The 26,597-nt window shown below is 48.5% G+C and carries 30 protein-coding genes; 19 read left to right on the top strand and 11 right to left on the bottom strand.

Annotated features, from left to right (window positions below; genetic code table 11):
* The first annotated feature begins 8 nt into the window (after window positions 1–8).
* The 12 genes from QMA04_RS01195 to lpdA all read left to right on the top strand — a co-directional run bounded on the left by QMA04_RS01195 (window position 9) and on the right by lpdA (window position 11,658).
* The gene (locus tag QMA04_RS01195) at window positions 9–1,223 is read left to right on the top strand and encodes an amidohydrolase (RefSeq protein ID WP_290183681.1); all 1,215 of its coding nucleotides are present in this window, start codon (window positions 9–11) and stop codon (window positions 1,221–1,223) included.
* 459 nt (window positions 1,224–1,682) lie between these two features.
* Window positions 1,683–2,369 carry a FusB/FusC family EF-G-binding protein gene (locus tag QMA04_RS01200; protein WP_290183682.1) on the top strand — a complete coding sequence of 229 codons (687 nt, stop codon included), beginning with the start codon at window positions 1,683–1,685 and terminating at the stop codon, window positions 2,367–2,369.
* 268 nt (window positions 2,370–2,637) lie between these two features.
* Entirely contained in the window at window positions 2,638–3,024 is a 387-nt protein-coding gene (locus QMA04_RS01205; RefSeq protein ID WP_203340267.1) for a transcriptional regulator GutM, read from the top strand.
* Window positions 3,025–3,037: 13 nt separating this feature from the next.
* Complete coding sequence (srlA, locus tag QMA04_RS01210; protein WP_290183683.1) at window positions 3,038–3,565, top strand: PTS glucitol/sorbitol transporter subunit IIC; 528 nt, start codon at window positions 3,038–3,040, stop codon at window positions 3,563–3,565.
* 35 nt (window positions 3,566–3,600) lie between these two features.
* Window positions 3,601–4,653: a PTS glucitol/sorbitol transporter subunit IIB gene (gene srlE, locus QMA04_RS01215; protein ID WP_290183684.1), complete on the top strand. Its 1,053-nt coding sequence runs from the start codon at window positions 3,601–3,603 to the stop codon at window positions 4,651–4,653.
* A gap of 27 nt (window positions 4,654–4,680) precedes the next feature.
* Window positions 4,681–5,052: a PTS glucitol/sorbitol transporter subunit IIA gene (locus QMA04_RS01220; RefSeq protein WP_290184021.1), complete on the top strand. Its 372-nt coding sequence runs from the start codon at window positions 4,681–4,683 to the stop codon at window positions 5,050–5,052.
* A gap of 14 nt (window positions 5,053–5,066) precedes the next feature.
* The gene (locus QMA04_RS01225; RefSeq protein WP_290183685.1) at window positions 5,067–6,392 is read left to right on the top strand and encodes an NAD(P)H-dependent oxidoreductase; all 1,326 of its coding nucleotides are present in this window, start codon (window positions 5,067–5,069) and stop codon (window positions 6,390–6,392) included.
* 58 nt (window positions 6,393–6,450) lie between these two features.
* On the top strand, window positions 6,451–6,795 hold the full coding sequence (locus tag QMA04_RS01230) for a bh protein (RefSeq protein ID WP_290183686.1): 345 nt from the start codon (window positions 6,451–6,453) through the stop codon (window positions 6,793–6,795).
* 119 nt (window positions 6,796–6,914) lie between these two features.
* Window positions 6,915–7,898, top strand: a complete 984-nt coding sequence (locus QMA04_RS01235; RefSeq protein WP_203340261.1) for a thiamine pyrophosphate-dependent dehydrogenase E1 component subunit alpha — start codon at window positions 6,915–6,917, stop codon at window positions 7,896–7,898.
* A 24-nt stretch (window positions 7,899–7,922) separates the two neighbouring features.
* Window positions 7,923–8,906, top strand: coding sequence for an alpha-ketoacid dehydrogenase subunit beta (locus tag QMA04_RS01240; protein ID WP_290183687.1), 984 nt, complete (start codon window positions 7,923–7,925; stop codon window positions 8,904–8,906).
* Window positions 8,907–8,918: 12 nt separating this feature from the next.
* A complete protein-coding gene (locus tag QMA04_RS01245; protein ID WP_290183688.1) occupies window positions 8,919–10,262 on the top strand; it encodes a dihydrolipoamide acetyltransferase family protein in 1,344 nt (447 codons plus the stop codon).
* A gap of 13 nt (window positions 10,263–10,275) precedes the next feature.
* Complete coding sequence (lpdA, locus tag QMA04_RS01250; RefSeq protein WP_290183689.1) at window positions 10,276–11,658, top strand: dihydrolipoyl dehydrogenase; 1,383 nt, start codon at window positions 10,276–10,278, stop codon at window positions 11,656–11,658.
* Window positions 11,659–11,716: 58 nt separating this feature from the next.
* Here lpdA and QMA04_RS01255 read toward each other — a convergent pair whose 3' ends face one another.
* Complete coding sequence (locus tag QMA04_RS01255; protein ID WP_290183690.1) at window positions 11,717–12,667, bottom strand: sugar-binding transcriptional regulator; 951 nt, start codon at window positions 12,665–12,667, stop codon at window positions 11,717–11,719.
* Between the two features lie 236 nt (window positions 12,668–12,903).
* On the opposite strand from QMA04_RS01255, the gene QMA04_RS01260 reads away from it, so the two are divergent.
* The gene (locus QMA04_RS01260) at window positions 12,904–13,794 is read left to right on the top strand and encodes a fumarylacetoacetate hydrolase family protein (RefSeq protein ID WP_290183691.1); all 891 of its coding nucleotides are present in this window, start codon (window positions 12,904–12,906) and stop codon (window positions 13,792–13,794) included.
* Between the two features lie 77 nt (window positions 13,795–13,871).
* Here the strand turns inward: QMA04_RS01260 and QMA04_RS01265 are convergent, their stop codons facing one another.
* The gene (locus tag QMA04_RS01265) at window positions 13,872–14,228 is read right to left on the bottom strand and encodes a hypothetical protein (RefSeq protein WP_290183692.1); all 357 of its coding nucleotides are present in this window, start codon (window positions 14,226–14,228) and stop codon (window positions 13,872–13,874) included.
* 240 nt (window positions 14,229–14,468) lie between these two features.
* Here QMA04_RS01265 and QMA04_RS01270 point away from each other — a divergent pair, with 240 nt between their 5' ends.
* Genes QMA04_RS01270 through QMA04_RS01280 form a run of 3 tightly spaced genes read left to right on the top strand, consistent with a single transcriptional unit; the run spans window position 14,469 to window position 16,431 of the window.
* Window positions 14,469–15,038 carry a bifunctional transcriptional activator/DNA repair enzyme AdaA gene (locus QMA04_RS01270; RefSeq protein WP_290183693.1) on the top strand — a complete coding sequence of 190 codons (570 nt, stop codon included), beginning with the start codon at window positions 14,469–14,471 and terminating at the stop codon, window positions 15,036–15,038.
* Complete coding sequence (locus QMA04_RS01275) at window positions 15,035–15,931, top strand: DNA-3-methyladenine glycosylase family protein (protein ID WP_290183694.1); 897 nt, start codon at window positions 15,035–15,037, stop codon at window positions 15,929–15,931. Before QMA04_RS01270 ends, QMA04_RS01275 begins: the two co-directional genes overlap by 4 nt.
* Entirely contained in the window at window positions 15,928–16,431 is a 504-nt protein-coding gene (locus QMA04_RS01280; RefSeq protein WP_191714696.1) for a methylated-DNA--[protein]-cysteine S-methyltransferase, read from the top strand. The genes QMA04_RS01275 and QMA04_RS01280 overlap by 4 nt, the downstream gene beginning before the upstream one ends.
* Before the next feature lie 81 nt (window positions 16,432–16,512).
* Here QMA04_RS01280 and QMA04_RS01285 read toward each other — a convergent pair whose 3' ends face one another.
* From QMA04_RS01285 to QMA04_RS01305, 5 genes are all read right to left on the bottom strand, one after another.
* Window positions 16,513–17,103, bottom strand: a complete 591-nt coding sequence (locus QMA04_RS01285; protein WP_191714697.1) for a hypothetical protein — start codon at window positions 17,101–17,103, stop codon at window positions 16,513–16,515.
* 26 nt (window positions 17,104–17,129) lie between these two features.
* Complete coding sequence (locus tag QMA04_RS01290) at window positions 17,130–17,393, bottom strand: hypothetical protein (protein WP_191714698.1); 264 nt, start codon at window positions 17,391–17,393, stop codon at window positions 17,130–17,132.
* 154 nt (window positions 17,394–17,547) lie between these two features.
* A complete protein-coding gene (locus QMA04_RS01295) occupies window positions 17,548–18,519 on the bottom strand; it encodes a class F sortase (protein ID WP_191714699.1) in 972 nt (323 codons plus the stop codon).
* 59 nt (window positions 18,520–18,578) lie between these two features.
* Complete coding sequence (locus tag QMA04_RS01300; protein ID WP_290183695.1) at window positions 18,579–19,913, bottom strand: hypothetical protein; 1,335 nt, start codon at window positions 19,911–19,913, stop codon at window positions 18,579–18,581.
* A 409-nt stretch (window positions 19,914–20,322) separates the two neighbouring features.
* Window positions 20,323–21,141, bottom strand: a complete 819-nt coding sequence (locus tag QMA04_RS01305) for an aldo/keto reductase (protein WP_290183696.1) — start codon at window positions 21,139–21,141, stop codon at window positions 20,323–20,325.
* A 170-nt stretch (window positions 21,142–21,311) separates the two neighbouring features.
* Between QMA04_RS01305 and QMA04_RS01310 the strand changes: the two genes are divergently transcribed.
* Together QMA04_RS01310 and QMA04_RS01315 are read left to right on the top strand one after the other, a co-directional pair.
* Entirely contained in the window at window positions 21,312–21,587 is a 276-nt protein-coding gene (locus tag QMA04_RS01310) for a hypothetical protein (protein ID WP_290183697.1), read from the top strand.
* Complete coding sequence (locus tag QMA04_RS01315; RefSeq protein ID WP_191714706.1) at window positions 21,574–21,882, top strand: TIGR04104 family putative zinc finger protein; 309 nt, start codon at window positions 21,574–21,576, stop codon at window positions 21,880–21,882. Before QMA04_RS01310 ends, QMA04_RS01315 begins: the two co-directional genes overlap by 14 nt.
* 43 nt (window positions 21,883–21,925) lie before the next feature.
* Here the strand turns inward: QMA04_RS01315 and QMA04_RS01320 are convergent, their stop codons facing one another.
* Entirely contained in the window at window positions 21,926–22,735 is an 810-nt protein-coding gene (locus tag QMA04_RS01320) for a hypothetical protein (RefSeq protein WP_290183698.1), read from the bottom strand.
* A 427-nt stretch (window positions 22,736–23,162) separates the two neighbouring features.
* On the opposite strand from QMA04_RS01320, the gene QMA04_RS01325 reads away from it, so the two are divergent.
* On the top strand, window positions 23,163–23,750 hold the full coding sequence (locus QMA04_RS01325; protein WP_191714708.1) for a hypothetical protein: 588 nt from the start codon (window positions 23,163–23,165) through the stop codon (window positions 23,748–23,750).
* A gap of 61 nt (window positions 23,751–23,811) precedes the next feature.
* On the opposite strand, the gene QMA04_RS01330 is transcribed toward QMA04_RS01325, so the two are convergent.
* From QMA04_RS01330 to abc-f, 3 genes are all read right to left on the bottom strand, one after another.
* Complete coding sequence (locus QMA04_RS01330) at window positions 23,812–24,552, bottom strand: hypothetical protein (RefSeq protein WP_290183699.1); 741 nt, start codon at window positions 24,550–24,552, stop codon at window positions 23,812–23,814.
* On the bottom strand, window positions 24,545–24,757 hold the full coding sequence (locus QMA04_RS01335) for a helix-turn-helix transcriptional regulator (RefSeq protein ID WP_290183700.1): 213 nt from the start codon (window positions 24,755–24,757) through the stop codon (window positions 24,545–24,547). The genes QMA04_RS01330 and QMA04_RS01335 overlap by 8 nt, the downstream gene beginning before the upstream one ends.
* Before the next feature lie 168 nt (window positions 24,758–24,925).
* Window positions 24,926–26,557, bottom strand: coding sequence for a ribosomal protection-like ABC-F family protein (gene abc-f, locus QMA04_RS01340; protein WP_290183701.1), 1,632 nt, complete (start codon window positions 26,555–26,557; stop codon window positions 24,926–24,928).
* Window positions 26,558–26,597 lie beyond the last annotated feature (40 nt).

The raw sequence follows: 26,597 nt of genomic DNA on the forward strand, positions 1-26,597 counted from the left end.
AAGATAAAATGGTACAGCAAGCCCATTCATCCCAGCTCAAGGAGCAGTTATTGAAGAAGCTGGAAAGCCGGAAGGAGGAAATGATCCAAATCCGCCGCCATCTTCACCAGCATCCTGAGCTGTCATTTAAAGAGGAAAAAACCGCGCAGTTTATTGCGGATTTCTATAAAGGAAAAGACGTTGAAGTCCAGACACATGTTGGAAACGGCTATGGCATCATCGTCACTATCAAAGGCGGCAAGCCTGGCAAAACCATTGGCTTGCGTGCGGATTTTGATGCACTGCCGATTCAGGAAGAAGTGGATGTTCCATTCAAATCACAGAATGAAGGCGTCATGCACGCCTGCGGCCATGATGGCCATACCGCCTATATGCTGGTACTGGCGGATTGCCTGATTCAATTGAAAGAAGAATTAGCCGGCACCATCAAAATCATCCACCAGCATGCGGAAGAAACGCCGCCGGGCGGAGCGAAAAGCATCATGGAATCCGGAGTGCTTGATGATCTGGATGCCGTCTTTGGCACCCATTTGTTCCCGACTCATCCCGCAGGCACCATCGGCTACCGAAGCGGCTATGCCATGGCGGGAAGAACGTATTTTAAACTGAAGATCCAGGGACGCGGCGGCCATGGATCGTCTCCGCAAAACGCCAATGACCCGATTGTCGCCGGTGCCCATTTTATCACTGCCGTGCAGACCGTCGTCAGCCGCCGCCTGAACCCGTTTGAAATGGGCGTCGTGACCATCGGTTCTTTTGACGGCAAAGGGTCCTTTAACATCATCAAGGACAGCATCGAAATCGAAGGTGACGTCCGATACATGAACGACAAGACGCAGCAGCTGATCGACCGGGAAATCCATCGCATCGTCAGCGGCATTGAACTGCAGTTTGATGTGGCGTGCGATTTGGTCTACACTGCCGATTATCCGCCGCTTCGCAATGATGAAGCCGTAACGGAAGAAGTCGTCGCCATACTGAAAAAAGCGACAGATCCTGATATCAAGGAAGTCGTCGAATATCCGGTGTTTTCGGGTTCGGAAGACTTCGCTTATTACTTGGAGAAAACGCCGGGCCTATTCTTCAATATCGGCTGCAAACCAAAAGGCCGGGAAGAAGTCTTTTTTAACCATCACCCGAAATTCGATATCGACGAAGACGCTTTGCTGGTTGCCGCTAAAGCAGTCGCTTACGTGGTTTGTGATTACGGAAGATCTAATTGAAGTGAAGCATAGCCGTTCCCATCAAGGGAGCGGTTGTTTTTTGTGATGATTTTCACTGTATCTGGATGCAATCCCTTGGATGGAAAATGGCCGCTGGATAAAGTATGATAAAAAGAAACTCAATCAGTGGGGATTTCCATTCCCCCACTGATTGTTGGTTGATCCAATCGGACTTATAGGGTCAGCAGATCTCCCGTAAAATCGGAAGTCTTACTGACCGTTAAAGCGGGATAAAAACACAATCAAAACCCCTATCTTCAAAGGAGGTGGTATCAGGTGACAATCGCGGTTCAATTGTCAGCGTCAGGAAACACTCATGCAAAGCCTGGTATTTGGAATGGCGATACTTTGCATGGGGAGATAAGCAAATTTTAATCGCTCCCGCAATCCCCAGCCGTTCTTTATGCCGGGCTTTCTTCCTTATACATCCGGTAAATAAAACATAAGGAGTGGGCTCAAATGATCCATACAAAAGAAACGAACGACAACACTGGCAGCACGGCGGAAAATCCAAAAGCGTTTATCCGGAACGACCAATACAATTTCATCAAAGACCAGGCAAAAATCCTGGTGGCAGGGCAAGCCAGCGTCAATGATGCAGAGGTGCTCAACGTCCTGCGGCACTTGGCGCATGAGAAGGTCTATAAATTATTCCCGTCATTGACCGAGGAACAGAAGAAAATCCTCAATCCATTGGTGCAAGTGAAGGAGCTTGGCGAGGCAGAAGCATTTCTGGAAAAACTCCAGCCCTACATCATTCCTTTTAAAACAGTCAGCGCTCCAGGACTGAAGAAGTTGTTCCCAAAAGCGAAAAAGTTCAAGGGGCCGAAGCTTGAAACGATCAATTTCAACAGAACTTCTTACCTGGCTTGGACGGAAAGTTCCAATCTGATGTATTTGGTCGCTGAAGAAGACGACCAGTTGATCGGCATTCAAGGCAGTTTTACACGCAGCGGCAAGCAGGGCATCTGCACCATCTGCAACCGCCACAGCGAAGTCGGCATGTTCATCGCCAAGACGAAAAGTTCGGGGCAGGATCAATTTATCAAGCGGGGCAATTACATTTGCCAGGATACTGCAGCCTGCAACGACCATGTGAAAAAGTTGGACAAGCTGCATGAGTTCATTGGCCGCTTAAAAAAATAATAACAAACGAAAAGCTTTCCGGCCTGCCCGGAAAGCTTTTTTATTTCCAGAAATACTGAGAAACCTAATAAGATCAATCGTTTCACTGCTTAAGTCATCATTTAATTCCATTTTTTATAAGTTTAAATCATTATTTCGACAATAATAAAAAACGCGTTAAATAATTTGAATTTTCTATTATTTATGTTGATTTATCAGATATCTGCTCTTATAATAGGTGGTAATAGCAAATGTCACGGAACTGAACATATGTAAAGGGGCGATGAATATGTGGGGATGGTTCATTGTTTTGTTTGCTGCAGTCTGGCTGCTCCAAATTTGGATGGCTAAAGCGCAGCTGAAAAACTACCACGGCACGATCAGAGAGTTGAGCAGAAGGCCATCGGGCTATTTGGGGGTAGGGATTCAAAAACAGAAGCTGGGAATAGGTGCAGTCGCCATTGTGGTGATCGATGACACCGGAACGGTTGTTGAAAGCCGGTTGATGAGGGGGGTGACGGTCTTCAGCCGATTTGAACCTTTTCCGGAATACATCGGCCTGCCGCTGGATGCGCTGAAGGCAAGTCTGGGAGAGGAGCCTGAGGATCGAGCTTTTAAGATGGCCATTGATAAAATTGAATCCCAAATGACCGGAAACACAAATCTAGCAGTATAGGGAGGAAGAACAAATGGACTTTTTAGTTAGGCTGGCAGAAGGGTTTATCGGCATGTTCCAGGAAGGCGGCAATACCTTTGTAGGCCTGGTAACGGGCATTATTCCATTGCTTATCGTCCTGATTACGGCCGTCAACGCATTTATCCGATTGGTGGGGGAAGAACGGATCAACAGGCTGGCGCGCAAAAGTACGAAGTACATGCTATTGCGCTATACGCTGTTTCCCGTCCTGGCGGTTTTCTTCCTGACCAACCCGATGGCCTATACGTTCGGGAAATTCTTGCCGGAAAAACAGAAACCGGCATTTTATGATTCGGCCGTTTCGTTTGTGCATCCGATCACGGGCTTGTTCCCGCATGCCAATCCGGCAGAGTTATTCGTGTACCTGGGCATTTCCGCAGGCATCACACAATTGGGCTTTTCGTTGGGGCCATTAGCGATCCGTTTCTTTCTCGTTGGGATCATCGTCATCCTGATACGGGGCATCGTTACGGAAATCATCACGGTCCGCATGATGAAAGCAAGAGGCATGGAAGTCTGATCATTTGAGCGGTTTAAAAAAGGGAGGCAAAGAAAATGAGCAGCATTCAAACGCCGTTGAATTTTAAGCCAGTAACAATAACTAAAGGAAGAGGCGGTTGGGGCGGTCCGCTGACCATTCGGCCAAATGAGCAGCAGCGCTACATTGTGTCGGTGACAGGAGGCGGCATCCATCCGATCGCTGAGGAAATCGCCAAGCTGACAGGTGCCGAAGCCGTGGATGGTTTTAAAGGATCCTATGATAAAGAAACCATGGCCTGTGTCATCATCGATTGCGGCGGGACAGCCCGTTGCGGAGTTTATCCAAAGATGAATATTTTGACGGTCAATGTCAATGCCACTTCGCCGTCCGGTCCGCTGATGAAGTTCATCAATGAAGAAAATTTCGTTTCCGGAGTGAAGCTGGAAAACATCAGTGCCGTGGCTCCATATGAAGACCAGGATGCTGTAGAGGATGCGGTCGAAAAAGTGGAAAGTCCGGCGGCCAGCCCGAAAACAGCACAGGAAATCAAAGAAGAGGCGAAACAAAAAGCCGCCGGCTATCAGCAGAAGCCCCAAAAAATGAACATCATTGAAAAAATCGGCCGTGGAGCCGGTAAAGTGGTCGGGATTTTCTATCAGGCCGGACGTGAAACCATCGATCAGGTACTGAAGAACATTTTGCCGTTCATGGCTTTTGTCAGTATGCTGATCGGGATCATCGTCTACACGGGCATCGGTGACTTGATCGCCAACTTCGTCTCCCCATTAGCCGGAAATATTGGCGGCTTGCTGATCCTTTCGGTGATTTGTGCCTTGCCGATCCTATCGCCTTTATTGGGTCCGGGAGCGGTTATTGCACAAGTAGTCGGTGTGCTGGTCGGCGTTGAAATCGGCCGCGGGAATATTCCGCCGGCATTGGCGCTGCCTGCATTGTTTGCAATCAACCCGCAAGTGGGGGCGGATTTCGTACCAGTGGGGCTAACGCTTGGAGAAGCAGAACCGGAAACCATTGAAGTCGGCGTGCCGGCGGTCTTATTGTCACGTGTCATAACAGGGCCATTGGCGGTTGTCATTGCCTACTTGTTCAGTTTCGGTCTGTACAGCTAAAAATAAGGGGGCAGTCAGGTGGAGGATATGATGACAAAAAAATACGAAGCGAAAATAACGGAAATCGGTGAAGAAGTGGATGTTTTTATTGAAGAAAACATGTTGGTCATTTTTAATGACACCGTTCCGGATTCCTTGCGGTCAATCGGCGTGATCCATGAACGGGCAGATCTGCTCGACAAGGTGATGGCAGGTGATGTGCTGGAAATCAATGGGCAGCGCTATGAAATTTTATTCGTCGGAAGCAAAGTCAATGACACGTTGGATGAAATCGGCCATTGCACGATCGCTTTCAATGGCGAAACGGAAGCCAGCCTGCCCGGAACGATGTGCGTGGAAAAGAAGGCGTTGCCGAACTTGAAAGTCGGTTCGGCCATCCGGATCATCAAGCCTGAATAAGAGGGGGTTAATTCATGCTGGGAATAAACAGGAAACTCGAAGAACTGGAGCGCAGCGGCATTATGATCAAGGTAGGGCTGGTGGGAGCTGGCCAAATGGGGCGTGGAATGATTTCCCAAATAGAGGGGATGGCGGGCATGCGTGTCGTCATCACCGCAGATATTCAACTCACTAATGTCACGTCCGCTTACGTGAAGTCGGGTGTGCCGGGTGAGCAAGTAGTGGAAACCAATAATCCGCAGCAGGCGGAAGCGGCCGTCAAGGAAGGCAAAGTCGTGGCGACTACGGACGCACAGCTGGTGACATCATTGCGGGAAGTGGATGTAGTGGTGGACGCCACCGGAATACCGGATATCGGAGCGAAGATTGCCTGGGATGCCATCTTGAACCGCAAACACATTGTCATGCTGAATGTGGAAGCTGACGTTACGGTAGGGGTTATCCTCAAAAAAATGGCGGATGCCAGCGGTGTGGTTTATACAGGATCTGCCGGTGACGAACCGGGAGCGATTATGGAACTGTACGATTTTGCCGATGCGCTGGGATTTGAAGTGGTGGCGCTTGGGAAGGGCAAGAACAATCCGTTGAACCTGGCGGCCAATCCCGATACGGCGGCGGAAGAAGCTGCCCGAAAAGGCGCCAGTCCGAAAATGCTCGCATCTTTCCAGGATGGCACCAAAACCATGGTGGAAATGACAGCAGTGGCCAATGCGACCGGTTTCCTGCCTGACAAACCGGGCATGCATGGCTTTGTCAGCGATGTAAAAGGCCTTCCGGAAATCTTCAAATTGAAAGCGGAAGGCGGACAAGTCGGCAACAAGCGGATCGTTGAATACATCAACGGCATCGCCCCTGGTGTATTCGCCATCATCGCTTCTGAAAAAGAAGAGGTCAACCATGAATTGAAGTATCTGAGTATGGGGGAAGGGCCAAATTATGTACTGTACCGTCCGTATCACTTAACCAGCCTGGAAACGCCGATTTCCATCGCGCGTGCCTATATTTATAACGAAGCGACCATCGCTCCGTGGCACGGACTTCAAGCTGAGACGGTAACCGTAGCCAAAACCGATCTTGCGGCCGGTGAGTTCCTGGATAGCATCGGTGGATTCACCGTCTACGGCCACATCCTTACTGCCCAGGAAGCGCGTCAGCAAAAAGCATTGCCGCTCGGGCTGGTCGATAAGCATGTCCGCTTGAAGCGTGACATCAAAAAAGGTGAAGTGATCACCTATGATGATGTCGAGCAAACGGTGGATTCAACAATTTGGCGCCTGCGCCGCATGCAGGACGACACATTTAAAGCGGAAACGGAAAAACAGGTTCCGCTGCAAGCATAGACGGACAAAAGCGCCACGAGCAAACAACCCAATCATAGTGAATGGGAAGGTGTCTAGCATGGAAATCAAAACCATGGAAGCGGCTTTATTCTGCAACCATTGCAGGGAAGAAGTGAACCATGAAATCACCTATATCAACGATGACATCAAAAGCATCCGCTGCGAGCAATGCAATAAAACCAAACAGCTCAAAGTGGACGTCAACCGGAAATTCTACAAAGAAATCTACGATCGGATTTCGTCCAAACCGACACGCATCACAAGTGAGTACCGGGAGGATCTGGGGCATCTGCTTTTGTCGCTGCCGGTGCGGACGATCAGCAAACCTTACCGCCTGCTGAAAGACGTCAATGCTTCCCGGAAAATCCTCAAACAATACAAACCGAAAAAGAAACCGAGTTGAATACCGGAACTGTCCAAGGGCCAGACTTCTCCATAGCCAGTTGAGAGGGCTGGTTCTTTCAGCTAACGGGAGCAGAAAGCGGATCTCATCCGTTCAGCCATGCAAAAGGAGGAAGACAGATGACGCAGAAACTGAAATTGCCGCCTCAAGTGAAGACAGAGGAACTGACGGGTTTGTACAAGCAGATGTGGTTGATCCGTTTTTTTGAAGAAAAAGTGGACGAATTTTTTGCCAAAGGGATGATTCATGGAACCACTCATTTGAGTGTTGGACAGGAAGCCTCAGCAGTCGGTTCCATAGCGGTTCTCGAAGATCAGGACAAAATCACCAGCACACACCGGGGACACGGCCATTGCATTGCCAAAGGAGCGACGGTCAATGGCATGATGGCCGAACTGTTCGGACGGACCACCGGCTACTGCAAAGGAAAAGGCGGATCGATGCATATCGCGGATGTCGACAAAGGCAATTTGGGGGCCAACGGAATTGTCGGCGGCGGCTTTGCGATTGCAGCTGGAGCGGCGCTGACTTCACAGATGAAGAAAGCAGGTTATGTCGTGTTGTGCTTCTTTGGAGACGGAGCATCGAATGAAGGCAGCTTCCATGAAGCAATCAATCTGGCGTCCATCTGGAAATTGCCGGTCGTCTTTATTTGTGAAAACAATCAATACGGCATGTCGGGGCCGGTACGGGAGATGATCAACATCGAAGACATCGCCGCACGGGCGGCAAGCTACGGCATCCCGGGGAAAGTGGTCGATGGCAACGATGTATTCGATGTCATGAACGGAGTCGGTGAAGCAGTGGAACGTGCGCGCAACGGGGAAGGCCCTTCCATTATCGAAGCCAAGACTTACCGTTCCAAGGGACATTCGAAGAGCGACGCCAAAAAGTACCGGACGCGTGAGGAAGAAAAGGAATGGCTGTTGCGGGATCCGATCAAGCTGATGGCGGAAGTGCTGATTGAAGAAGGGATTTTCACGCAGCAGGAAGCGGATGGAATCAAAGCGGAAGCGAAAAAAGAAATTGAGGAATCCGTTGAATTTGCGAAAAACAGTCCGGAACCCGAGTTGGATGCATTATTGGAAGACATTTACGCATAAGGCGGAGCAAAGGAGAATCGAGGCATGAGAGAGCTGACATATTTAGAAGCGGTAAGAGAAGCCATGAGCCAGGAAATGCGTGACAACGAAGATGTCTTTGTGCTCGGGGAAGATATTGGTGTTTACGGCGGGGCCTTCGGTGTGACGCGCGGAATGATTGAAGAGTTCGGTCCGGAGCGGATCCGCAACACCCCCATTTCAGAAGCGGCCATCTCAGGTACTGCAGTCGGAGCGGCTTTGACGGGGATGCGGCCGATTCTGGAATTGCAGTTTTCCGATTTCATCACCATCGCCATGGACAATATGGTCAACCAGGCAGCGAAGATCCGGTATATGTATGGCGGAAAAGGAAAAGTGCCTATGGTGCTCCGCACGCCTGCCGGTTCCGGAACGGGTGCCGCAGCTCAGCATTCACAAAGCCTGGAAGCGTGGATGGCGCATATTCCTGGGCTTAAAGTGGTCCAGCCTTCTACGGCCTATGATGCCAAGGGATTGCTGAAGGCGGCGATTGATGACGACAACCCGGTCATCTTCTATGAACATAAATTATGCTACCGGACGAAATCAGAAGTTCCCGAAGAAGCCTATTCGATTCCTTTAGGGCAGGCCGACATCAAAAGGGAAGGGACGGATGTAACGATCGTCGCTACAGCCATCATGGTCCATCGGGCGCTCGAAGCAGCGGAAGAGCTTGAAAAAGAAGGGATTTCTGCCGAAGTGGTCGACCCAAGAACATTGGTGCCGCTTGATATCGACACCATCGTCGAGTCCGTCAAAAAGACCGGGCGCCTGGTCGTGGTCCATGAAGCGGTGAAGCGCGGCGGTTTTGGAGGAGAAATCGCCAGCTTGATTGCGGAAAGTGAAGCCTTCGACTATTTGGATGCGCCCATCAAACGGCTTGGCGGCAAAGCGGTTCCGATCCCTTATAATCCAGAGCTGGAAAAAGCGGCGGTTCCGGGAATGGACGATATCGTTGCAGCAGCCAAAGAAACGCTAAACCGCCTGTAGGGAGGAGAAATGATGGCTAAAGAAATTTTCATGCCGAAGCTGAGCAGTACCATGCAGGTCGGCACATTGCTTCAATGGTTCAAAGAAGAAGGGGACCCGGTCGAAGTGGGGGAACCGCTGTTTGAGATCATGACCGATAAGATCAACATCGAAGTCGAGTCCTACGAAGAAGGGATTCTGCTGAAACGCTATTTTGAGGAAGACGATGAAGTACCGATCAACCATGTCGTCGGCTATATTGGGGACGAAGGAGAGGAAGTTCCCGATTCGCCGCCGGGAGAATCCGGTGTCAGCAGCAAACCAGCCGCTGTAGAACCGACAGAATCGCCTGAACAACAGCAAGCAGAAGCAGAATCACCGGGGCAACCCTCTGAACAGCCGGAAAAAGTCCGGGCAACGCCGGCTGCCAGACGAATTGCCCGGGACAACGATGTCCGACTCACAGAAATCGAAGGATCAGGTCCGAAAGGGCGGATTCACCAGGCAGATGTTGAAAAATTTGCCGCCACCGCCACCGCTTCCCGCAGTGTTACGCCGCTTGCTGAAAAAGTAGCGAGCGCTCAAGGCGTAGACCTGCAGGACGTTACAGGTAGCGGTCCGCGAGGCAAGATTTATCGGGCAGATGTAGAAAAAGCCAAACAGCCGGCAACTGCCTCTCAAGCTGCACCGGCTAAGCGGGTGAAAATGTCCGGAATCCGGAAAGCCGTAGCGGACCGGATGCTCCACAGCAAGACGACCGCACCGCATGTCACACTCAACAGTGAAATTGACATGGCTGAAGCGGTCGCGCTGCGCAAACAATTGCTGGATCCGATTGAAAAGCAGACCGGTTACCGCATCAGTTACACAGAAATCATTTTGAAGGCGGTTGCCCATGCCTTGAAGCGCCATCCGAACATCAATATTTCATTGGAAGGCAACGAAATCGTCCATCACGCATCCATCAATATTGGACTGGCTGTAGCGCTTGAAGATGGCTTGATGGTTCCAGTGATCAGAGATGCCGACCAAAAAGGCCTGGCTGAATTAACGATAGCCTGCAAAACAGCAGGACAGGCAGCGAAAGGCAACAAACTGAAACCGGATCAATTGTCAGGAGGCACTTTTACCATCAGCAACCTCGGCATGTACGCAGTCGATACGTTCAACCCGGTCATCAATCAGCCGGAATCGGCGATTCTTGGAATTGGACGAATCAATGAAAAGCCGGTCGGTGTGGAAGGACAGATTGTGTTGAGGCCGATGATGGGAGTCGGGTTGTCCTTTGATCATCGCGTCATCGATGGTGCCCCGGCTGCGGCTTTTTTGACGGAGTTGAAGTCACTGCTCGAACATCCATTTGAATTACTCATATAAGGGGTAGATCCTATTGAAGACTTATGAAGTGGTGGTCATCGGAGGCGGGCCGTCCGGATATGTGGCTGCCATCAGAGCCGCGAAGCTCGGCAGAACAGTGGCGTTGGTGGAAGCGCGGGACCTTGGCGGGACCTGCCTGAACCGCGGCTGTATTCCGTCCAAGACTCTGCTGCGGCATGCCGAAGTCATCGACAGCATCGAGAAAGCCAAAAGCTGGGGCATTGAGACGGGACCTGTAAAGGTGACGTTGTCCAAAATGATGGAGCGCAAGGACCAGGTTATCCAAACATTACGGAACGGCATCGGCCATTTGATGAAGCAGGGAAAAATCGATGTGCTGAACGGTTATGGGGAAGTGGAGCCGGATGGGATCGTTCGGGTGGACCAAAACGGCAGCGAGGAAACGATCAAAGGCGACAAACTTATATTAGCGACCGGTTCGAAGCCGATTGTTCCGCCCATTCCGGGTCTGGAAGAAGGGCGGTTTCATACCAGTGATACGATTTTTGGCATTACGGAGCTGCCGGAATCGCTGGTCATCGTGGGCGGCGGCATCATCGGTGTGGAATTTGCCTGTATCTTTGCTGCTCTTGACGTACAGGTGACCATCGTTGAAATGGGCAGCCGCATTGTTCCGAGCGAAGATCCGCAAGCTGCAAAAGTATTGGCCAAATCATTGAAGAAGAAAGGGATTTCGATCCTGACAGCGACCAAAGTGACAGCAGTGGAGCAGGGAGAGAACGGCCAGACAGTTCACGTTGAAAGTGAAAAAGGACAGTCGGGAGTACTGGACACCGGTATGGTTCTGCTGTCGGTCGGCAGGTCTCCGAATCTGTCGGCGTTCGATTCCCTGAAGTTGGAGATGAACGGGCCGTTCGTGAAAGTGGATGAGCACATGGCCACCAGCTTGCCGAATGTCTATGCCGCTGGTGATTTAGTCGGCAACTGGCAGCTGGCACATGTAGCGAGTGCGGAAGGATTGGTGGCGGCAGCCAATGCGGCAGGTGAGGAAGAAACAATCGATTATCATGTGGTGCCGCGCTGCGTCTATACCAGTCCGGAAATCGCCAGCGTCGGCATGACCGAAGAAGAAGTGGAACAAAAAGGCATTTCGTTTAAAGTGGTGAAGATTGATCATGCCGGCAACGGCAAGGCGTTGACATTAGATGAAAAAGAAGGGTTCACCAAATTGATTGCGGATACCACCTACGGGGAGATCCTGGGAGTCTCGATGGTCGGATTTCATGTGACCGAAATGATTGCGGAACCTTCCGCCTTTATGCGCCTTGAAGGAACGGTTGACGAACTGGCCACCATGATCCATGCTCATCCGACTGTGACGGAAGCTCTTTATGAAGCTGCCGCTTCCTGGCTTGGAAAAGGTGTGCACTACTAAAAAAACCAGTTGTTGAGCCATCTCAACAACTGGTTTTTTTTGGATAGAAGCTATCGTGTTATTCTGAAGGACGGAGCAACAAGTCTGCCGTTACGTCATCGATAACGAGCACGTCCAGATAGCCGCCTTTCAATGCGGCTCTGATGCTTTCCACTTTATGGGCGCCTTCCACAATGCCGACAACTTGCGGGATTTTTTTGAACTCCTCCAAATCCAGGCCGATGACCAAGTCGTTCAAAGGATGCTGAATCTGGTTGCCTTCCGCATCATAAAAGCGCGAACCGATATCGCCTGCAGCTCCAGCCAGTTTCAATGACTCCAAATCCTGTGGAGTCAGATAGTTCATATCGGCCATCGTCGAACCTTCAAAAGGGTTGCCAAGTCCCACAACCGCCATGTCCACATTGCGTCCTTCTTCCAGCACCATCGCGATGTCTTCCGATTGGATGAGGCGCTCTTTCAGTTCACTGGATTCCACCATGGCGGGTGCATACAGGTAGGAGCAATAAGAGTTCATTTTCTGAGCCAATTGATACGCCAGCAAATTTGAATGGATGTCCACGAATTTCCGGCCCATTCCCCCAACTAACGGAACAATCTGCAAATCCCGATGCTGTTCATACGGATATTCCTGAACAAATTTGGACAAGGTGCTGCCCCATGAAATGCCCAAAGAATGGAGGCCATCGACGTTCTTGGATACATAAGAAGAAGCTGCTTTTCCGAGTGCGTGCTTGATCATGTCGGTGCTCAAATTGGCTGCCGGCACAACCAGCGCTTCCTTCAGGCCATATGCTTTCTCCAGCTGCTGTTCAAGTTCCACTGTATGGGCGTTTTCGTCTTTAATGTAAATTTCCACAATGCCCATTTCCCGTGCCTTGTTCAGCAATTTTGAAATCACCGGGCGGGAAACACCCATCTTGCTGGCGATTTGCGCTTGGGTTTGGCCATCAAAATAATAGAGGTTGGCGACCTTTACGATTTGTCTGCGTTCATCCCAATTCATCATCGTTGCACCTTCTCATCCGAGTCCGATTAGCGGCTGCGTAATTCAGTATATTCACCGCTTTCATGCCCCTATTATACGATTAAGGACGTTCATTGTACACCATCCAGAAAAGGAAGAAGCTGTCTATTTTACGGTTAGAAACAGGAAGGCGCAGCAAATTTTCATACAATAGATAAATAAGTGAATTTTCTGTTATCATTATTTTGGAACAGTGAAAACTAAGGGGGAATGGACAGATGCGTTTAGCGACCATCAGACAGGGAAATCAGGAAAACGCAGCGTTGGTGCTTGAATCTGGAGTGGTCCCGCTTAAAAGATTGAATGAAATCTTCAACCAGCGATGGGCAACTGATTTGTACGGATTAATCGAATCAACCCAATTGGACGCTTTGAATCATTGGTATCGGGATGAATTTCAGCAGAAGATAAAAGAGGAAGCCTTTAAGGAAATGATTGTTCCGTTCGATCGGGTCACTTATGCGCCGCTGTATCGGCAGCCGCGGAAAATTTGGGGTATTGGTTTGAATTATATGGAACATGCCGCTGACTTGCACGAAGTGTCCCCCAATACCGAACCGGCAAGCTTTATGAAACCTGATACGGCGATCATCGGTTCAGGCGACACCATTCAAGTGCCTATGCAGTCGGAACGAACCACTGCCGAATCCGAATTGGGCATCATCATCGGCAAAACATGCAAAGATGTATCGGAAGAAGACGCGCTGGATGTCGTGGCAGGCTACACGACAATCATCGGCATGACGGCGGAAGACATCCTGCAGAAAAATCCACGTTATTTGACGCGCGCCAAAAGCTTCGATACATTTTTCAGCTTTGGTCCTCAGCTGGTTACGCAGGATGAAGTGGACGATGTCCTTGAACTGAAGGTGGCGACCATCATCAACGGCAGCGTGCACCGTGAAAATACGGTTTCGAATATGACGTTTCAGCCGCAGTTCCTGATTTCATTCCATTCCAAAGTCATGACCTTGTTGCCAGGGGATATCATTTCAACCGGAACGCCGGGTGCGGTGGTGATTCGACAAGGGGACATCGTGAGCTGCCGGATCGACGGTTTTGAACAACTGGACAATCCGTTGGAGGACCTAAAGGAGGCTGGAAAGTAAGACTGCTGAAAAAAAGACCGCTGTTTCTCCCGTAAGATAGGAGTACAGCGGTCTTTGGCATGATAGGGAGCAACCTTTTAAAATGCATATTGGAATAAAGCGTAATAGAGAGGGCCAAGGAGAACCAGCATCATTACACCCGAAATGACGGTCATGGACGCACTTCCGGCTTCCGGTTCGGCTTCCGTAAAATAAGCCTTGATAAAGAAGAAAAACAATAAGTCCCACAACACCACAGCTGCAAGAACCACTTGCCAGACGAATGGCGTGAAAATCTGGTAATGGGTTACAAAACCGAACAGGCCGACCCAGGCGATAACGGAGAATGCCAAATCAATCAGGAAAATAGGGCTCTTATAGCCGCCGTGAATGAAGAATCCGATTGTGGACGTAGCCAAAAATGCAGCGTATATGTACCAAAAAATTTGTATCATGAGCATAATCCCTCTTTCATAGACATCTTATCCATTATAAGAGATGGGGGCAGGAAATAAAATTCTTCCGCTTGTAATTTTTTTCGGACTATAAAGATAAGATTGAGGAGGCATAGGGCAACTGAGCATTATAGAATGAAGAAAAGGAAAAGCCGAAAGCTGAAGAAAGTCGCGTACCGGCATATAATAGAGGAAAGGACAAGACATCGTATAGGCAGTTCAAGTGGAGGAGGGATAGAGATGGAAAGAGCTTATTTTACTTTTGATGAAATGTGGGAAAAAATCATTGCCTGCGACCGGAGATATGACGGCCTTTTTTATACAGCTGTTAAAACGACCAAAATCTATTGCCGGCCTTCCTGCCGCTCGCGGAAACCTAAAAAGATCAACGTCGAGTTTTATTCGACTATGGCCGAAGCCGAAACGAAAGGATTCCGTGCCTGCAAAAGATGCCGGCCTGAAACCGACTATACGCCGGATGAAGAACTCGTCCACAACGTAATGGCTTACCTGACCGCCCGTTATAAAGAAAGCATCAGCCTGCAGGACATCGCAGTTCATGTCGGCCTAAGTCCATCTTATCTGGAACGTGTGTTCAAGCAGGAAACAGCGGAAACGCCGCATGCCTGCCTGGAGAGAATCCGGATAGACAAGGCAGCGCATCTGCTGACACACACCCGTTTATCCAACCTTGACGTCTGTTTTGAAGCGGGATTCCAAAGCCCGTCCAATTTCTATAAAATCTTCCGCAAACGCAAAGCCCATTCACCGAGCGAGTTCCGCAAGTTGAGCGAGGCTGTTCCTTCATGAAGAGAGTGCACGAAGAACAGTATTCAGAGATTGCAACGCCCGCGGATTTTAATTTTGAGGAATGCCTGGTTCATCTCGGCAGGTCGTCGCAGGAGAATTTGTACCGGCTTGATGACAGCGGGATCACGAAACTGTTGAAAATCGGCGGACAGCTTGTGTTGTTTCGCATCGTGCCGGCAGCCGGTGCCTTGCGAATCGAATTTCCTCTTGGCGTGCCGGCTTATCAGGAAAGAGACGAGGTTGCTGCCTATATCGAGGATTGGTTCGATCTGCAGACGGACCTGCAGGGATTTTATGCCATTGCGGAAACAGATCCAGTGTTGAAGAGTGTGGTCCGGCAGCATTATGGTTTGCGGGTCATCGGCGTACCGGACTTGTTTGAAGCGCTGGTCTGGGCAGTAATGGGCCAGCAGATCAATCTGACATTTGCTTACACATTGAAGAAACGGTTCGTTGAAAATTTCGGGGAATCCCTGTTTTATGAAAATGAGCGTTATTGGACATTTCCAAGTGCCGAGAAAATCGCCTCGCTGAACGTCGCTGATTTGCGTGCCTTGCAGTTGACCGTCAGAAAATCCGAGTATATTTTGGGGATTGCGCAAGCGATGGCGAGGGGCGAATTGCAGAAGCAGCGCTTGCTTCAGGAACCGGACATGGAACGCGTGTTACTGGAAATCCGGGGCATCGGCGCCTGGTCAGCCAATTACGTCATGATGAAATGCCTGCACAGCCAGTCGGCCTTTCCGCTCGCGGATGTTGGTTTGCACAATGCATTGAAAGCCCAATTGCAGCTCGACCGAAAACCGACACCGGCAGAAATCATGGAGCTCGCGAAAAATTGGGAAGGGTGGCAGGCATACGCCACATTCTATCTATGGAGGTCTTTATTATGAATCAAATACATCGTGCAGAATTCCAATCGCCGATCGGCATCGTGGAAATCACCGGAACAGATAGAGCAATCCTCTCCATTCTGTTCAGCGAAAAAACCGACGTGGAACATCCAATCGGTCCGGACAGCCCGGCGGTCATCGTAAATTGCCAGCGGCAGCTGGAAGAATACTTTAAAGGAGAGCGTACAGAGTTCAGCATTCCCTTCACTTCTGCAGGCACTGAATTCCAGCAGAAGGTCTGGTCGGCTTTGACCAGCGTGCCGTACGCGGAAACCGTCTCCTACGGGGCAATCGCTAAAGCGATCGGCAGCGATAAAGCCGTGAGGGCAGTAGGGAACGCCAACAGCAAGAACAAACTGACCATCGTCGTGCCTTGCCACCGCATCATCGGGTCGAACGGCAAACTGACCGGCTACGCCGGTACGCTGACCCGCAAAGAATGGCTGCTCCGGCACGAAAAAGAAGTGGAGAAAAAGCGTCAATCTGCTGGTTTGGTATAACGAAATACATGAAGAAAAAACGATAAGACCGCCAATTCGCAGCTGAATTGGCGGTCTTAAAATGTTGTCGAATTGAAGCCTTTATTCCTGTATGGCTTGATTCAACCCATCCTGGTCATCGAATTGGATTTTTCCGATCTTTCCTTTTTCCGGAACAATGGAGTTGCCTTCGAAACTGTAGACACCGGTTTCGCCGGACTCATTTTCATAGTTGACATCGAAAGTGAAATTATAAAGCGTAGGTTCGTTTTCGCTTTGTGTAATTTCAAGGTCATCGGTGTTGAGTGTGTAGTCCTTTTCAGAAAAACTATACGCAAAAGCACCCGTTCTGCTGAAGGTTTCGTATGCATTCGCAGTGAAATAAGGAGCATACGTTTCTTCCATGTAATTCAGCAGTTCCTTGTATTCAGGCGTTTCCTGGAAAGCGTTATATTCTTCCTCATCCATGTCATCTGTCTGGAAAGCCATTGCGGCTTCCCACAATTCTCTGTACTTTTTGTCAGGGCCATTAAACTCTTTCTCGATGACCGCCTGAATCGCTTCTTTATTTTCATCAGCAACATTGTTCTGCTGGGCTTTCCCGCTTTGCGAACAACCGGCGACAGCCAGAGAAACGCAGGCCAGAAGCAGTATAAGCATTGATTTTCTAAAAGATAACTTCAAACCATTCATCACAATTCCCCCTTTTAAAGAATAGGTTAAAAATAAAACCAACCCGCTAAAGCTAAGAAGATGGCACTTAAGATCAGCTTACTGATCAAAAAGGCTTTCTTTTTCTTAACAATCAGCTTCTTTTCCATATTTCCAAGAAAAATAATCATCAACCAAAGGCCTGCGAAAGTCAAAATATACCCTGGGCTGTCCTGGATTTTTAGGAATCGAAGTGCGCCCAAACCGATAAGAAAGAAACCTGCATATCCGATAAGAAAGGAGAGCATAGGGTCCTTTTGTCTCTTTTCCATCAGCGTCCTCCTTTTTTAGTATCCATACCTTTAATACGAATGGAGTCCCAAGAAGTTCCATTTAACATCAAATCAAAAAAAGAACACACTCAGTCCGCGTTTCAGGTTAATGAAAACCATGCGGACAGGGGTGCTCTTTCAATTATTTGGTTGTTTACTTTACCTGGGCTTGCGCTTTTTCGGACTCGTTCAAATCGACATCAACCGAAGTGACGAAATAGCGTTTGGCCTCATCCGTTTTGAGTTCGACTTTCTTTCTGTCGAACAAGGAAACAGTTTCGATTTTCTTCATTTCGCCTGTCTGGATATCTTCTTCATAGATGCGGTAGCCGATAATGGCGTCATCACGCACCGCATGCCAGGAAACATTAAACGCCGTAGCTACTACGTTTTCTGGAGGTGCTGGCTGAGTTGTTTCAAGGCTTGAATCGGAAACCAGCTCGGCGGTCACCACCAGGCGCTCTTCATGGGAGCCGATGTCGCGGTTAAAATCACCCGTACACGTAATGAGATTGATCATCCGTTTGTCCGAGTTGCCGAAAATCTCTTCAATCGGTGCTTCGTCCGTTTCATAGCTGGTCAGGTTTTTTACCTCAAATACCATCTCGCGTCCATCCGCATCCGTCAGAATTACGGTTTCTCCAACTTTTACATCTTTCAATTCATAAAAGACAGCCGGCCCCGTCAAACTGTCGACATGGCCAGCCAGCACGGCATGGCCTTTGGCGCCGGCTTTAAAGCCAGGTTCAAACCAGCCGACCTGATCGACATCTTCCGGCACACCCATTTCGCCATTGTCCAGAATGCCAGTCGCTTCGATCTTTGCCTTTACTCCGATGGAAGGAACTTCAATCTGGGCAGGTTCCATGCCTTTGATGCTTTCCTGGCGTTCCCGCTGCAGCATCTCCAATTTTTCCCGCTGTTCCGGAAAGATCGGAAACTCCGCAATCTTATCTGTGTCACTGCCGGAAGCTGTATCCTCAGCTTCTGCTTTCTCACTTTGTTCTTCGGGTTCAACAGCTCCGGCTTGTTCTTCAACAGTCGGACTGGCGGCTAAAGGCTTTAAAATAATAAACAGCACCAGGCATAGAACGATGGCTGTTCCCATGGTGATAAGCTGCTTCATCTGCGATCTCTCCTTCCCAATCAGGAACAGAGAGAGCCAACTTGGCCCTCCCTGAACAATTATTGCTGGTTTTTACTTTGACGATAAGTGATGGTGCCAGCTGCCAATAAAATCATCAGGCTCAATGTAATCCAAAGAACCATGGTGTTTGTTTGTCCAGCTGTGCCGCCAAGCCCTGTTGCCGGCATTTTTTCAGGTGCGGTGTTCTCGAAGTTCTCAGGGAATTGATCGACCACTGCGCCGCTCAATCCTTTGCCGATATCAAACATGATAGCATAGCCTGTGCGGTAACTTTCATAAGATGCTGTGTAATCTCCCGCTGCGTATTGCTGGAACGTGTCAACAACAGATGTTTCATGTGCCTGTACACCGGCAATGGTTTCATCCAAAGGCATGCGGTCTTCAGTTGCGCTGTTCAGGAAGGTGCCAAGGTCAGTCGCAAATGTGCTGGTCAAAGTAGAAGTAGCTTCTTCAACAGCGGCTTGATCGTCAGCTGCTGCAGCGGTAGCCAAATCACCTTGAACGGAAATGTGTTCGTTATTCCACAGCTCGGCAAATTGATTGCTTGCTTCTTCACCGTAGACAGAAGCAAGTGCTGCACGGAATTCCTCGGTGTTCTGATCTTGTGCCCAATCGGCAAAATCAAAGTCATCAGATCCGTTATAGCCTTTGGTCATGCTCAGTTGCGCCAAGGCGAAATGCTCGGCCGCAATGCGGTTCACCGTCGAACGGAAATCACCGGCTGGCGTGTTCGGATCGGAAAACTGGTCAGGAAACTGAGTGGAAATAGCTCCGCTGATGGCACTTCCTGCTCCAAAGATTTGTGTGAAACCTTCCAGGTAAGAAGTATAAGCGGCTTCAAAATCACCGGCTGCGTAAAGGTCGAACGTGTTCTGAACAAAATCTTCGTGTTGGCGAAGCGCTTCAGTCGCTCCGTCTTCCGGCAGGTTGCCTTCAGTTGCTGTGCCAAGGAAGGCACCCATGTCATCAACGAATGACTGGATTTCGTCCAACGCTTCCCCCTGCATCTCTTCGTCGCCAGCTTTAACAGCTGCGGCGTAATCGTCGGTGCCTGTATTGTGCTTGTCAAAAATCTCTACAAAAGCGGCTCCGCCTTCTTCACCATAAACAGAAGCGATGACCGGCTCCATATCTGCTGTGTTGGCATCAAGTGCTGCCATCGCTGCTTCTGCCGCTTCGTCTTCGTCATAAATCTTCATCATCGAATCCACAGCCAGCGCGTAATGCTCCGACAATAAAGAATCCAATGTAGCGCGAAGTTCCACGCCCGTCGTTTCCGTCGGCGGAAGTTCATCCGCGAATGCCGCCGTTCCCATGCCAGGCACTAAAAGTGCGGCTCCCAATACAGGTACCATTACTTTTTTCCAATTCATCTAAACCACTCCTCATTTTTTAATTCTTACAGACATAACGGAGTGGATTGGAAATTAGATCACATTTTTTGCGAGAAAAAGAAGGGTGTTTCGTCCGTGAGCGGATTTTGCTCACGGACACAGGCAGTTTGCTGGGGCAAACTGTTTCCATTCGGGTCTTTTCTGTTGGGAATTTGGGTTTTTCTAGGAAATTGGGCGTTTGGAAAGTATTTAGACTGTATTGGAAAGTAAGGAAGCGGTTTTGGAAAGTATTTCGTCTGGAATGGAAAGTATTTAAGGGATTCCAGAAAGTATATCCAATTAACTGGAAAAACCGCTCTCATATAAAGGAATAAAAGATAAAATTTCAGCTTCCAGCAAATAACCTCCCAATATGAAATGAAAAAACCGCCACATTGGGCGGTTTTTTTCATTTTGAACGGACATCTTCGAAGGCATCAAGCTTCTGGACATCTTCTGGAGAAATGCTGAAGTCCAATTGGCTGTTTTCAATGATTCGTGCTTCATTAGTCGATTTCGGAAGCGGCAATGTCCCGTGTTCCAGGCAATAGCGAATGCACAATTGAGCAGGCGTTACGCTATATTTAGCAGCCATTTCTTTGATTTCAGCACTGTCTAAAATCTGTCCGGTTGCGAGTGGGGAGTAGGCTTCGACAACAATATTGTGTTGTTTGCAGAATTGCAGCAGCCCCGCTTGATCGCGGCCGATATAGAATGGAATCTGGTTGGCCATCGGTACAATGTCGCAAGTATCCAGAAGTGCCTGGATATCGCTTTCGGAAAAATTGGAGACACCGATTGCCCGGATCTTGCCGTCTTTGTACAGCTTCTCCATCGCTTTCCAGGATTCAATATTGCCTTCCGTACAATCCTTGCCGATTTCATCCCATGGCCAAGGCGCATGAATCAAGTAAAGATCCAAATACTCTACACCGAGATTCGAAATGGTTTCTTCAAAAGCCGACAGTGTTGCATCATAGCCTTTGATTTGAGCCGGCAGTTTGCTGGTGATGAAGATATTTTCCCGGGAAATATCGAAATCCCGGATTGCTTTGCCGACGTTTTCTTCATTCTGATAAGCTAAAGCCGTATCAATATGTGTATAGCCATTCTTAAGGGCAGTCGTCACTGCCGCATATGCCTCTTCATTCGGAATCTGCCAAGTGCCGAATCCGATATCTGGAATTTTCACCCCATTGTGGAACGTGAAAAATCTGTCGTTTGCCATAGAAAAATTTCCTCCCCTTTGCTCAACGTTCTTTCTAATTTTACTTCTCATACGGTAAAAGGGTCCAGAATTTAGGACGCTGTAGCGAATGAAATCTTCGGAAGGCGAAACTTCCACCAACCTGAACCGTAAAGTTAGATACAGATCTATTGAAAGGGAGGTGGCCGATCATGTGGCCAACTATATTCACCATAGTAACGCTCATCGTGTTTGGATTCTCCATTAAGAAGATCATCGCCAAAAGGAAAGAAGCATTTATTACAGGATGGAAATCCCTCGGAACTTCTATCTGCTTTTTCCTGATTGCCGCAATCAACTTATTGGCATACTGGTTTGATTTTAGCGGAATCATCTCACTGTTCCTGACAATCCTGCTGTTGGCGGCCGGAGCATACTTTACACGATATCTGCCGGATGAAAGGAAGTGGAACAATGCCAAACTGTGAAAACTGCGGCCGGAAATGGCAATGGAAGACGATTGTCTCAAAAACATTGAAACTCACCAATAAAGTAACTTGTCCATATTGCGGAAAACCCCAATACATCGTACCGAAGTCCAGAGTCCTCACCGGTTTTTTCAGCTTTTTGCCCACTTTTATCATCATCATGATCGGAATGGTTTTTGACATTAATGTATGGCAGGTCTTGTTGAGTGCGGCGGGGCTGCTGCTTGTGTTTTTGGCTATCTATCCATTTACCATGAAACTCGCCAGCGAAGATAAATCACAAACTCTTCTTTAGAAAAAGCCGTTCCTGAATCAACAGGAACGGCTTTTTTCTTGTTTCATTCATCAGTTTCAGGAAACTGCTTTTCATAAATAAACTGGACCATGGCATAATCTTCGTCCCATTCAGCTTTGGCGTCAGCCATTGCCAGCCGCTTGGCTTCGGTATCAAGTGTTTGGGCTTCAATCCACTGGTAAGCTTGAAGCTGCCGTCTATATTCATGGCGAATTACAATGTAATTGTCGGGGTAATCTACTTTAGCTATCTCAATCAATCGTTTTTCGAGAGGCGGAAGACGGCTATTGTTTATTTCCTCATAAGCTGCAAGTTGATCCATGTACTCGGAATGCATATTGCGGAAACTCGGCACCATTTCCTGGATGGCGTTGTTCAACAGCGTTTCTTTATGCGGTGCATCGATTTCCATTGCTGACAGCTCCGACAAAGCGGTCATTTGCTTTTCGCTAAAGTCGTCCTGTAACCGTCGGTTGTCAGGCCATTCCTCTTGAGCCAATTGCTTAACAGCAAGGCTTGCTTCGGATGAATTGATCAAAGTGAGCGTATTGACCAGTTCATCGGCTCTGTATTGTTCCTGGCGAATTTTTTGGGCCTCCGCCACTTGTTCTTCAATGGTCGAACTCGCGGACAACGGTTCCGATTCTGCCATATCGCTTTTATCCAACTCCTGCAATTGCGTGTATAACAAACCGATCCCCATTAGAAAAACCAAAGCGGAAATGCCGGCGACACGTCCGCCGTAATGAGGCTTTTTCGTGACGCTCCCGACAATCATCCAACCGATGCCGATTAAAATGCCGACGATTCCTACCAGTAAAAGCATGAGTATTAATTCCATCAGACCAGCCATGCTGCAGCTCCTCTCAGAAACGTCTATTGAACTTAACCTTAGAGAGTTTTAACGGATTCCGCAACAGAAATTGGCAATAATTTCTTTCTTCTTTCAAATTAAAAGAATATTCAAAACATCATATATTTGAAAAAAAGAAGACATGGATGTTTGGAAATGAAAAATGAGGAGGAATTATGAAAGGGGTATTTTCTTTTAAATTGTTTAAGAGAGGCTTTTCTGCCGCTTCCTGACCAAATCAATTGATGATTCGAAGTCTCTCATCAAAAGCAAAAGGACCAAATTATTATTTTTGGAAAGAAAAGTACTATTTTCAATTAAACCAATAAAATGGAAAAAACTTTGTGATACCATTTTTTACGTAGTCATTCTATTTCGAGTAAACATTCATGAGGGACTGCAAAACTAAAAAATGGGGGCAAGACACATGAGAAAAAGAATGGAAAAATGGTTGATCGCATTAACTGCTTTATTCTGCTTGAACTTTGCGTTTGTGCAAGGAGCATCTGCACAATCTGCGGGTGGAACAGAATTACAGCTTTCGGATCTGACTGCGGAAAAATTAGAAGCATTAGGCAACAGCATTTATTTTGATGTCGACAACAGCTTGAAAATTGATGAGAAAAAAGCACGCCAAGCGTACAAGAAATTTACTGGAAAAGAACTGAAAAGCATTGCCGGACAATTAGCGGCGATCCCTGAAGAACGCGTTCTTGAGTTAAAGCAGATTGCTTTGGCTGAACAGGCAGCAGGCGAAGGCGAAGTTCAAGTAATGGCCATTCCATTGATTGTTTGGGCAGGAATTGGAGTAGCCGGCATTTTGGCAGGCGGTGCAGCCATTTACTTTACCGGTAAATACATGAGCTGGCAGGAAAAGAAATACTTAGTGGACACTTGCTATGCAGCGGGCGGACGTCCGATTCTTGATAGTGGGGATACAGCCGGCATTAATTCGGCTCCTAAAAAAGCATGGTGGAAATTCGGAAGCACGTACAGCTTCGAATGTGCAAAATAAGTCAGGACATGAAAAAGCCCTTTCCCTCAACAAGCAGGGAAAGGGCTTTTTGAATCCACTTTTAGTTTTGGCTGCAGGTCACGGAATTGAGTCCGTACCAATTGGTTTCTTCACTGACAACAGTTCCACCATTATCCAGGCATTTTTCTGCCTGCTCCAGGTTGGCTTCATGGGTACTCTTCATTTGGAAAATGGCAGTGGCGGTAATCGCTGCTACGAGAACGAGTATACCTACAACGACCAAAGGAGCAGTCTTCCGCAGATTCTTTTTCGTCTGAACCGGCTTTTTAGGCGCAGGCGTGTCATCCGCATAATCGGTATCGCCTGAGAAGTATTTGCGGACTTCCAGGTAATACAGCAAGTTCTGGATGATGAACACCAGGCATAAAGCGACGATGAACACGTAGCGGTTGAACGGAAAGAGCATCAGCAAAATGATCAAGGGCAGGAATTGCCAATAGAACACATATACTTTTCGTGTGGCATTTTGCGTCACTTGCTGAAGCATTTCATCGTCATCGATAAACTCACCGGGTTTAAACAAGGAAAAGCCATCAATCTGCTGGTGAGGGTACCGTTTATTGTGCTTATGTATTTTCACTGCATATAGAACAAGGAACAGGAGCATTAGGAAAGTTCCGCCAAATAAAGCGGTGATTGCGGCAACGTTCCAGTTGTGGGATTCCAGCCCGTTCAGCAGAAGGTCCACGGCATAGATCACCCCGTAGGTCCAAATCATGAAAATGAACCATAACGCGATATTCCATAAAGGGAATTGGACACGAAAATCGTTGTTATTCATCAAATTCCTCCTCTTCCAACCAAAAGATATCATCCACTTTTGTCTCCAAATGAACCGCTAGGCGAAGCGCCAATGCAACAGAAGGCGAAAATCCGCCTTTTTCGATAAAGCCGATCGTTTGACGGGTGACGCCTACACGTTTCGCCAATTCAACCTGAGAAAACCCGTGGCGTGCCCGCAATTCTTTTACACGATTTTTAAGCATAATGGAGTCCTTTCGATTTGGTATTGGTTAATTATACTATTCATAATGTATAGTATAATTAACATAATGTCAAGAATACTTGTCCTGCTACCTTAGAAAAATCTCTCACAACAAATAAAAAAAGCTTTTCCAATCCACTTGGAAAAGCTTTTTTAAAACTAAAATTCATTAACGATGCTTCTTGATTTCCTGCGTCAATTCATTGAATCGCCGGTCAAGCTCCCCGTACTGAGGATCTTTTGCTGCCATAAAACTCAATTTTCCCAGCACTTCCTGCCGCTCCGTTTCAAGCCGCATCAGCAATTCGCCCGTGTCATCGCGCTCCGGAGCCGGAGCATCGAGCTGCTTCTCAATCCGGTGATCTGCGATGACCAATTTGCTGGTGGTGGTTTTCTCGCGGAACGCCTGGTCATGGGAGACAACCAGCAAAGTGCCCGTATAGTGGGACAGCGTTTCCTCAAGCTGCTCGCGTGACGGCAAATCAAGGTGGTTGGTCGGCTCATCCAGAATCAGCGCATCCCGTTCTTCCAGGATATAGAGCATCAACTTGCATTTGATGCGTTCGCCCATGCTCATGGCGCTGATGGGCTCGTTCCACTGCTCCGCCGTGAAGCCGAGATGCCTCATGAGGTTCTGGACCTTTCCGCGCGCTTCGAAGGTTTCCTTATAGAACAGCTCTGCCGGTGTTTCCTCAAGCGGCAAGTCAAACACTTCCTGCGTCAAGTAGCCGACACTCGCCGAAGGGGACATCCAGACTTCGCCGTCTGCGGTTTCCTGTCCCAGCAGAATTTTCAGCAACGTCGTTTTGCCGCTGCCGTTTGGGCCTTCAATGGCGACTTTTTCACCGTGGAGAATGGTGAAATCCGCTTGATCGAACAGCAGATTCCCGTCAAATGATTTCGACAACCCCTTCGCTTCGAGAAACCGCTTGCCGGTTTTATGCGTGGCTTTCATGGAGAAGTTGACTTCGTATGCCGGCTCGAGCGGTTCAGCGTTGATTTTCTCCAACTCTTTTTCCAGCCGCTTCTGCTTGGATTTGACCTGCTTGTCCATGCGTTTCGCTTTCAGGCGGTAATGTTCTTTATAGCCTTCCTGTTTGGTCGATTCGGCATGCGCTTTGTGCGACCAGGAAGTCAGCTCGTCCATCTGCGCTTCGATGCGCCCGACCATTTTCTGCTGCTGGTCGTATTCGCGCTGCTGGGCCAGCCGTTTTTGCTGCCGCGCTTCCATATAGCTGGAGTAATTGCCTCGGTGCTCGATAAGCTTCCGGTTTTCCAAGGACCAGATCTTGGTTGCGACAGCGTCCAGGAAATGCCGGTTATGCGACACCAGAATGAGAGTTCCGGGATACTTGCGGATCTGGTCCATCAGCAGCTCAATGCTGCCGCTATCAAGGTGATTGGTCGGTTCGTCCAGCAACAACAGGTGGGCATTTTGTGCAAAGCCTGCAGAAAGCCGGGCTTTCAGTTTTTCCCCGCCGCTGAGAAGCGAAAAGTCGTGTTCCGGCACCTGCCACCTGTGCAATAAAACCGTTTCGGAAGCGGACACCTCATCGAACGAGTGGGTTTCCGTTTCCTGTTCCACAAAAACAGTTTCCGTATTTGGCTGAAGCCAGTCCAACTGGCCGCCTGATGGAACCAATTCTCCGGCGATCAAGCGAAGCAAGGTCGACTTGCCGGCACCGTTTTTGCCGATGATGCCGATCACATCGCCTTGCTGTACGCTCGCATTCGCTTCTTCAAAAATCACCAGATCCTTTATTTCATACCGTACATTCTGCAGTTTCAGCAGTTCTTTCATCCAATCAATCCCTTCAGGAGAGGGAGAATCAAAAAATCCT

The sequence above is a fragment of the Planococcus sp. APC 3900 genome, from assembly GCF_030407735.1.
In the GTDB taxonomy this organism is placed as follows: domain Bacteria; phylum Bacillota; class Bacilli; order Bacillales_A; family Planococcaceae; genus Planococcus; species Planococcus notacanthi.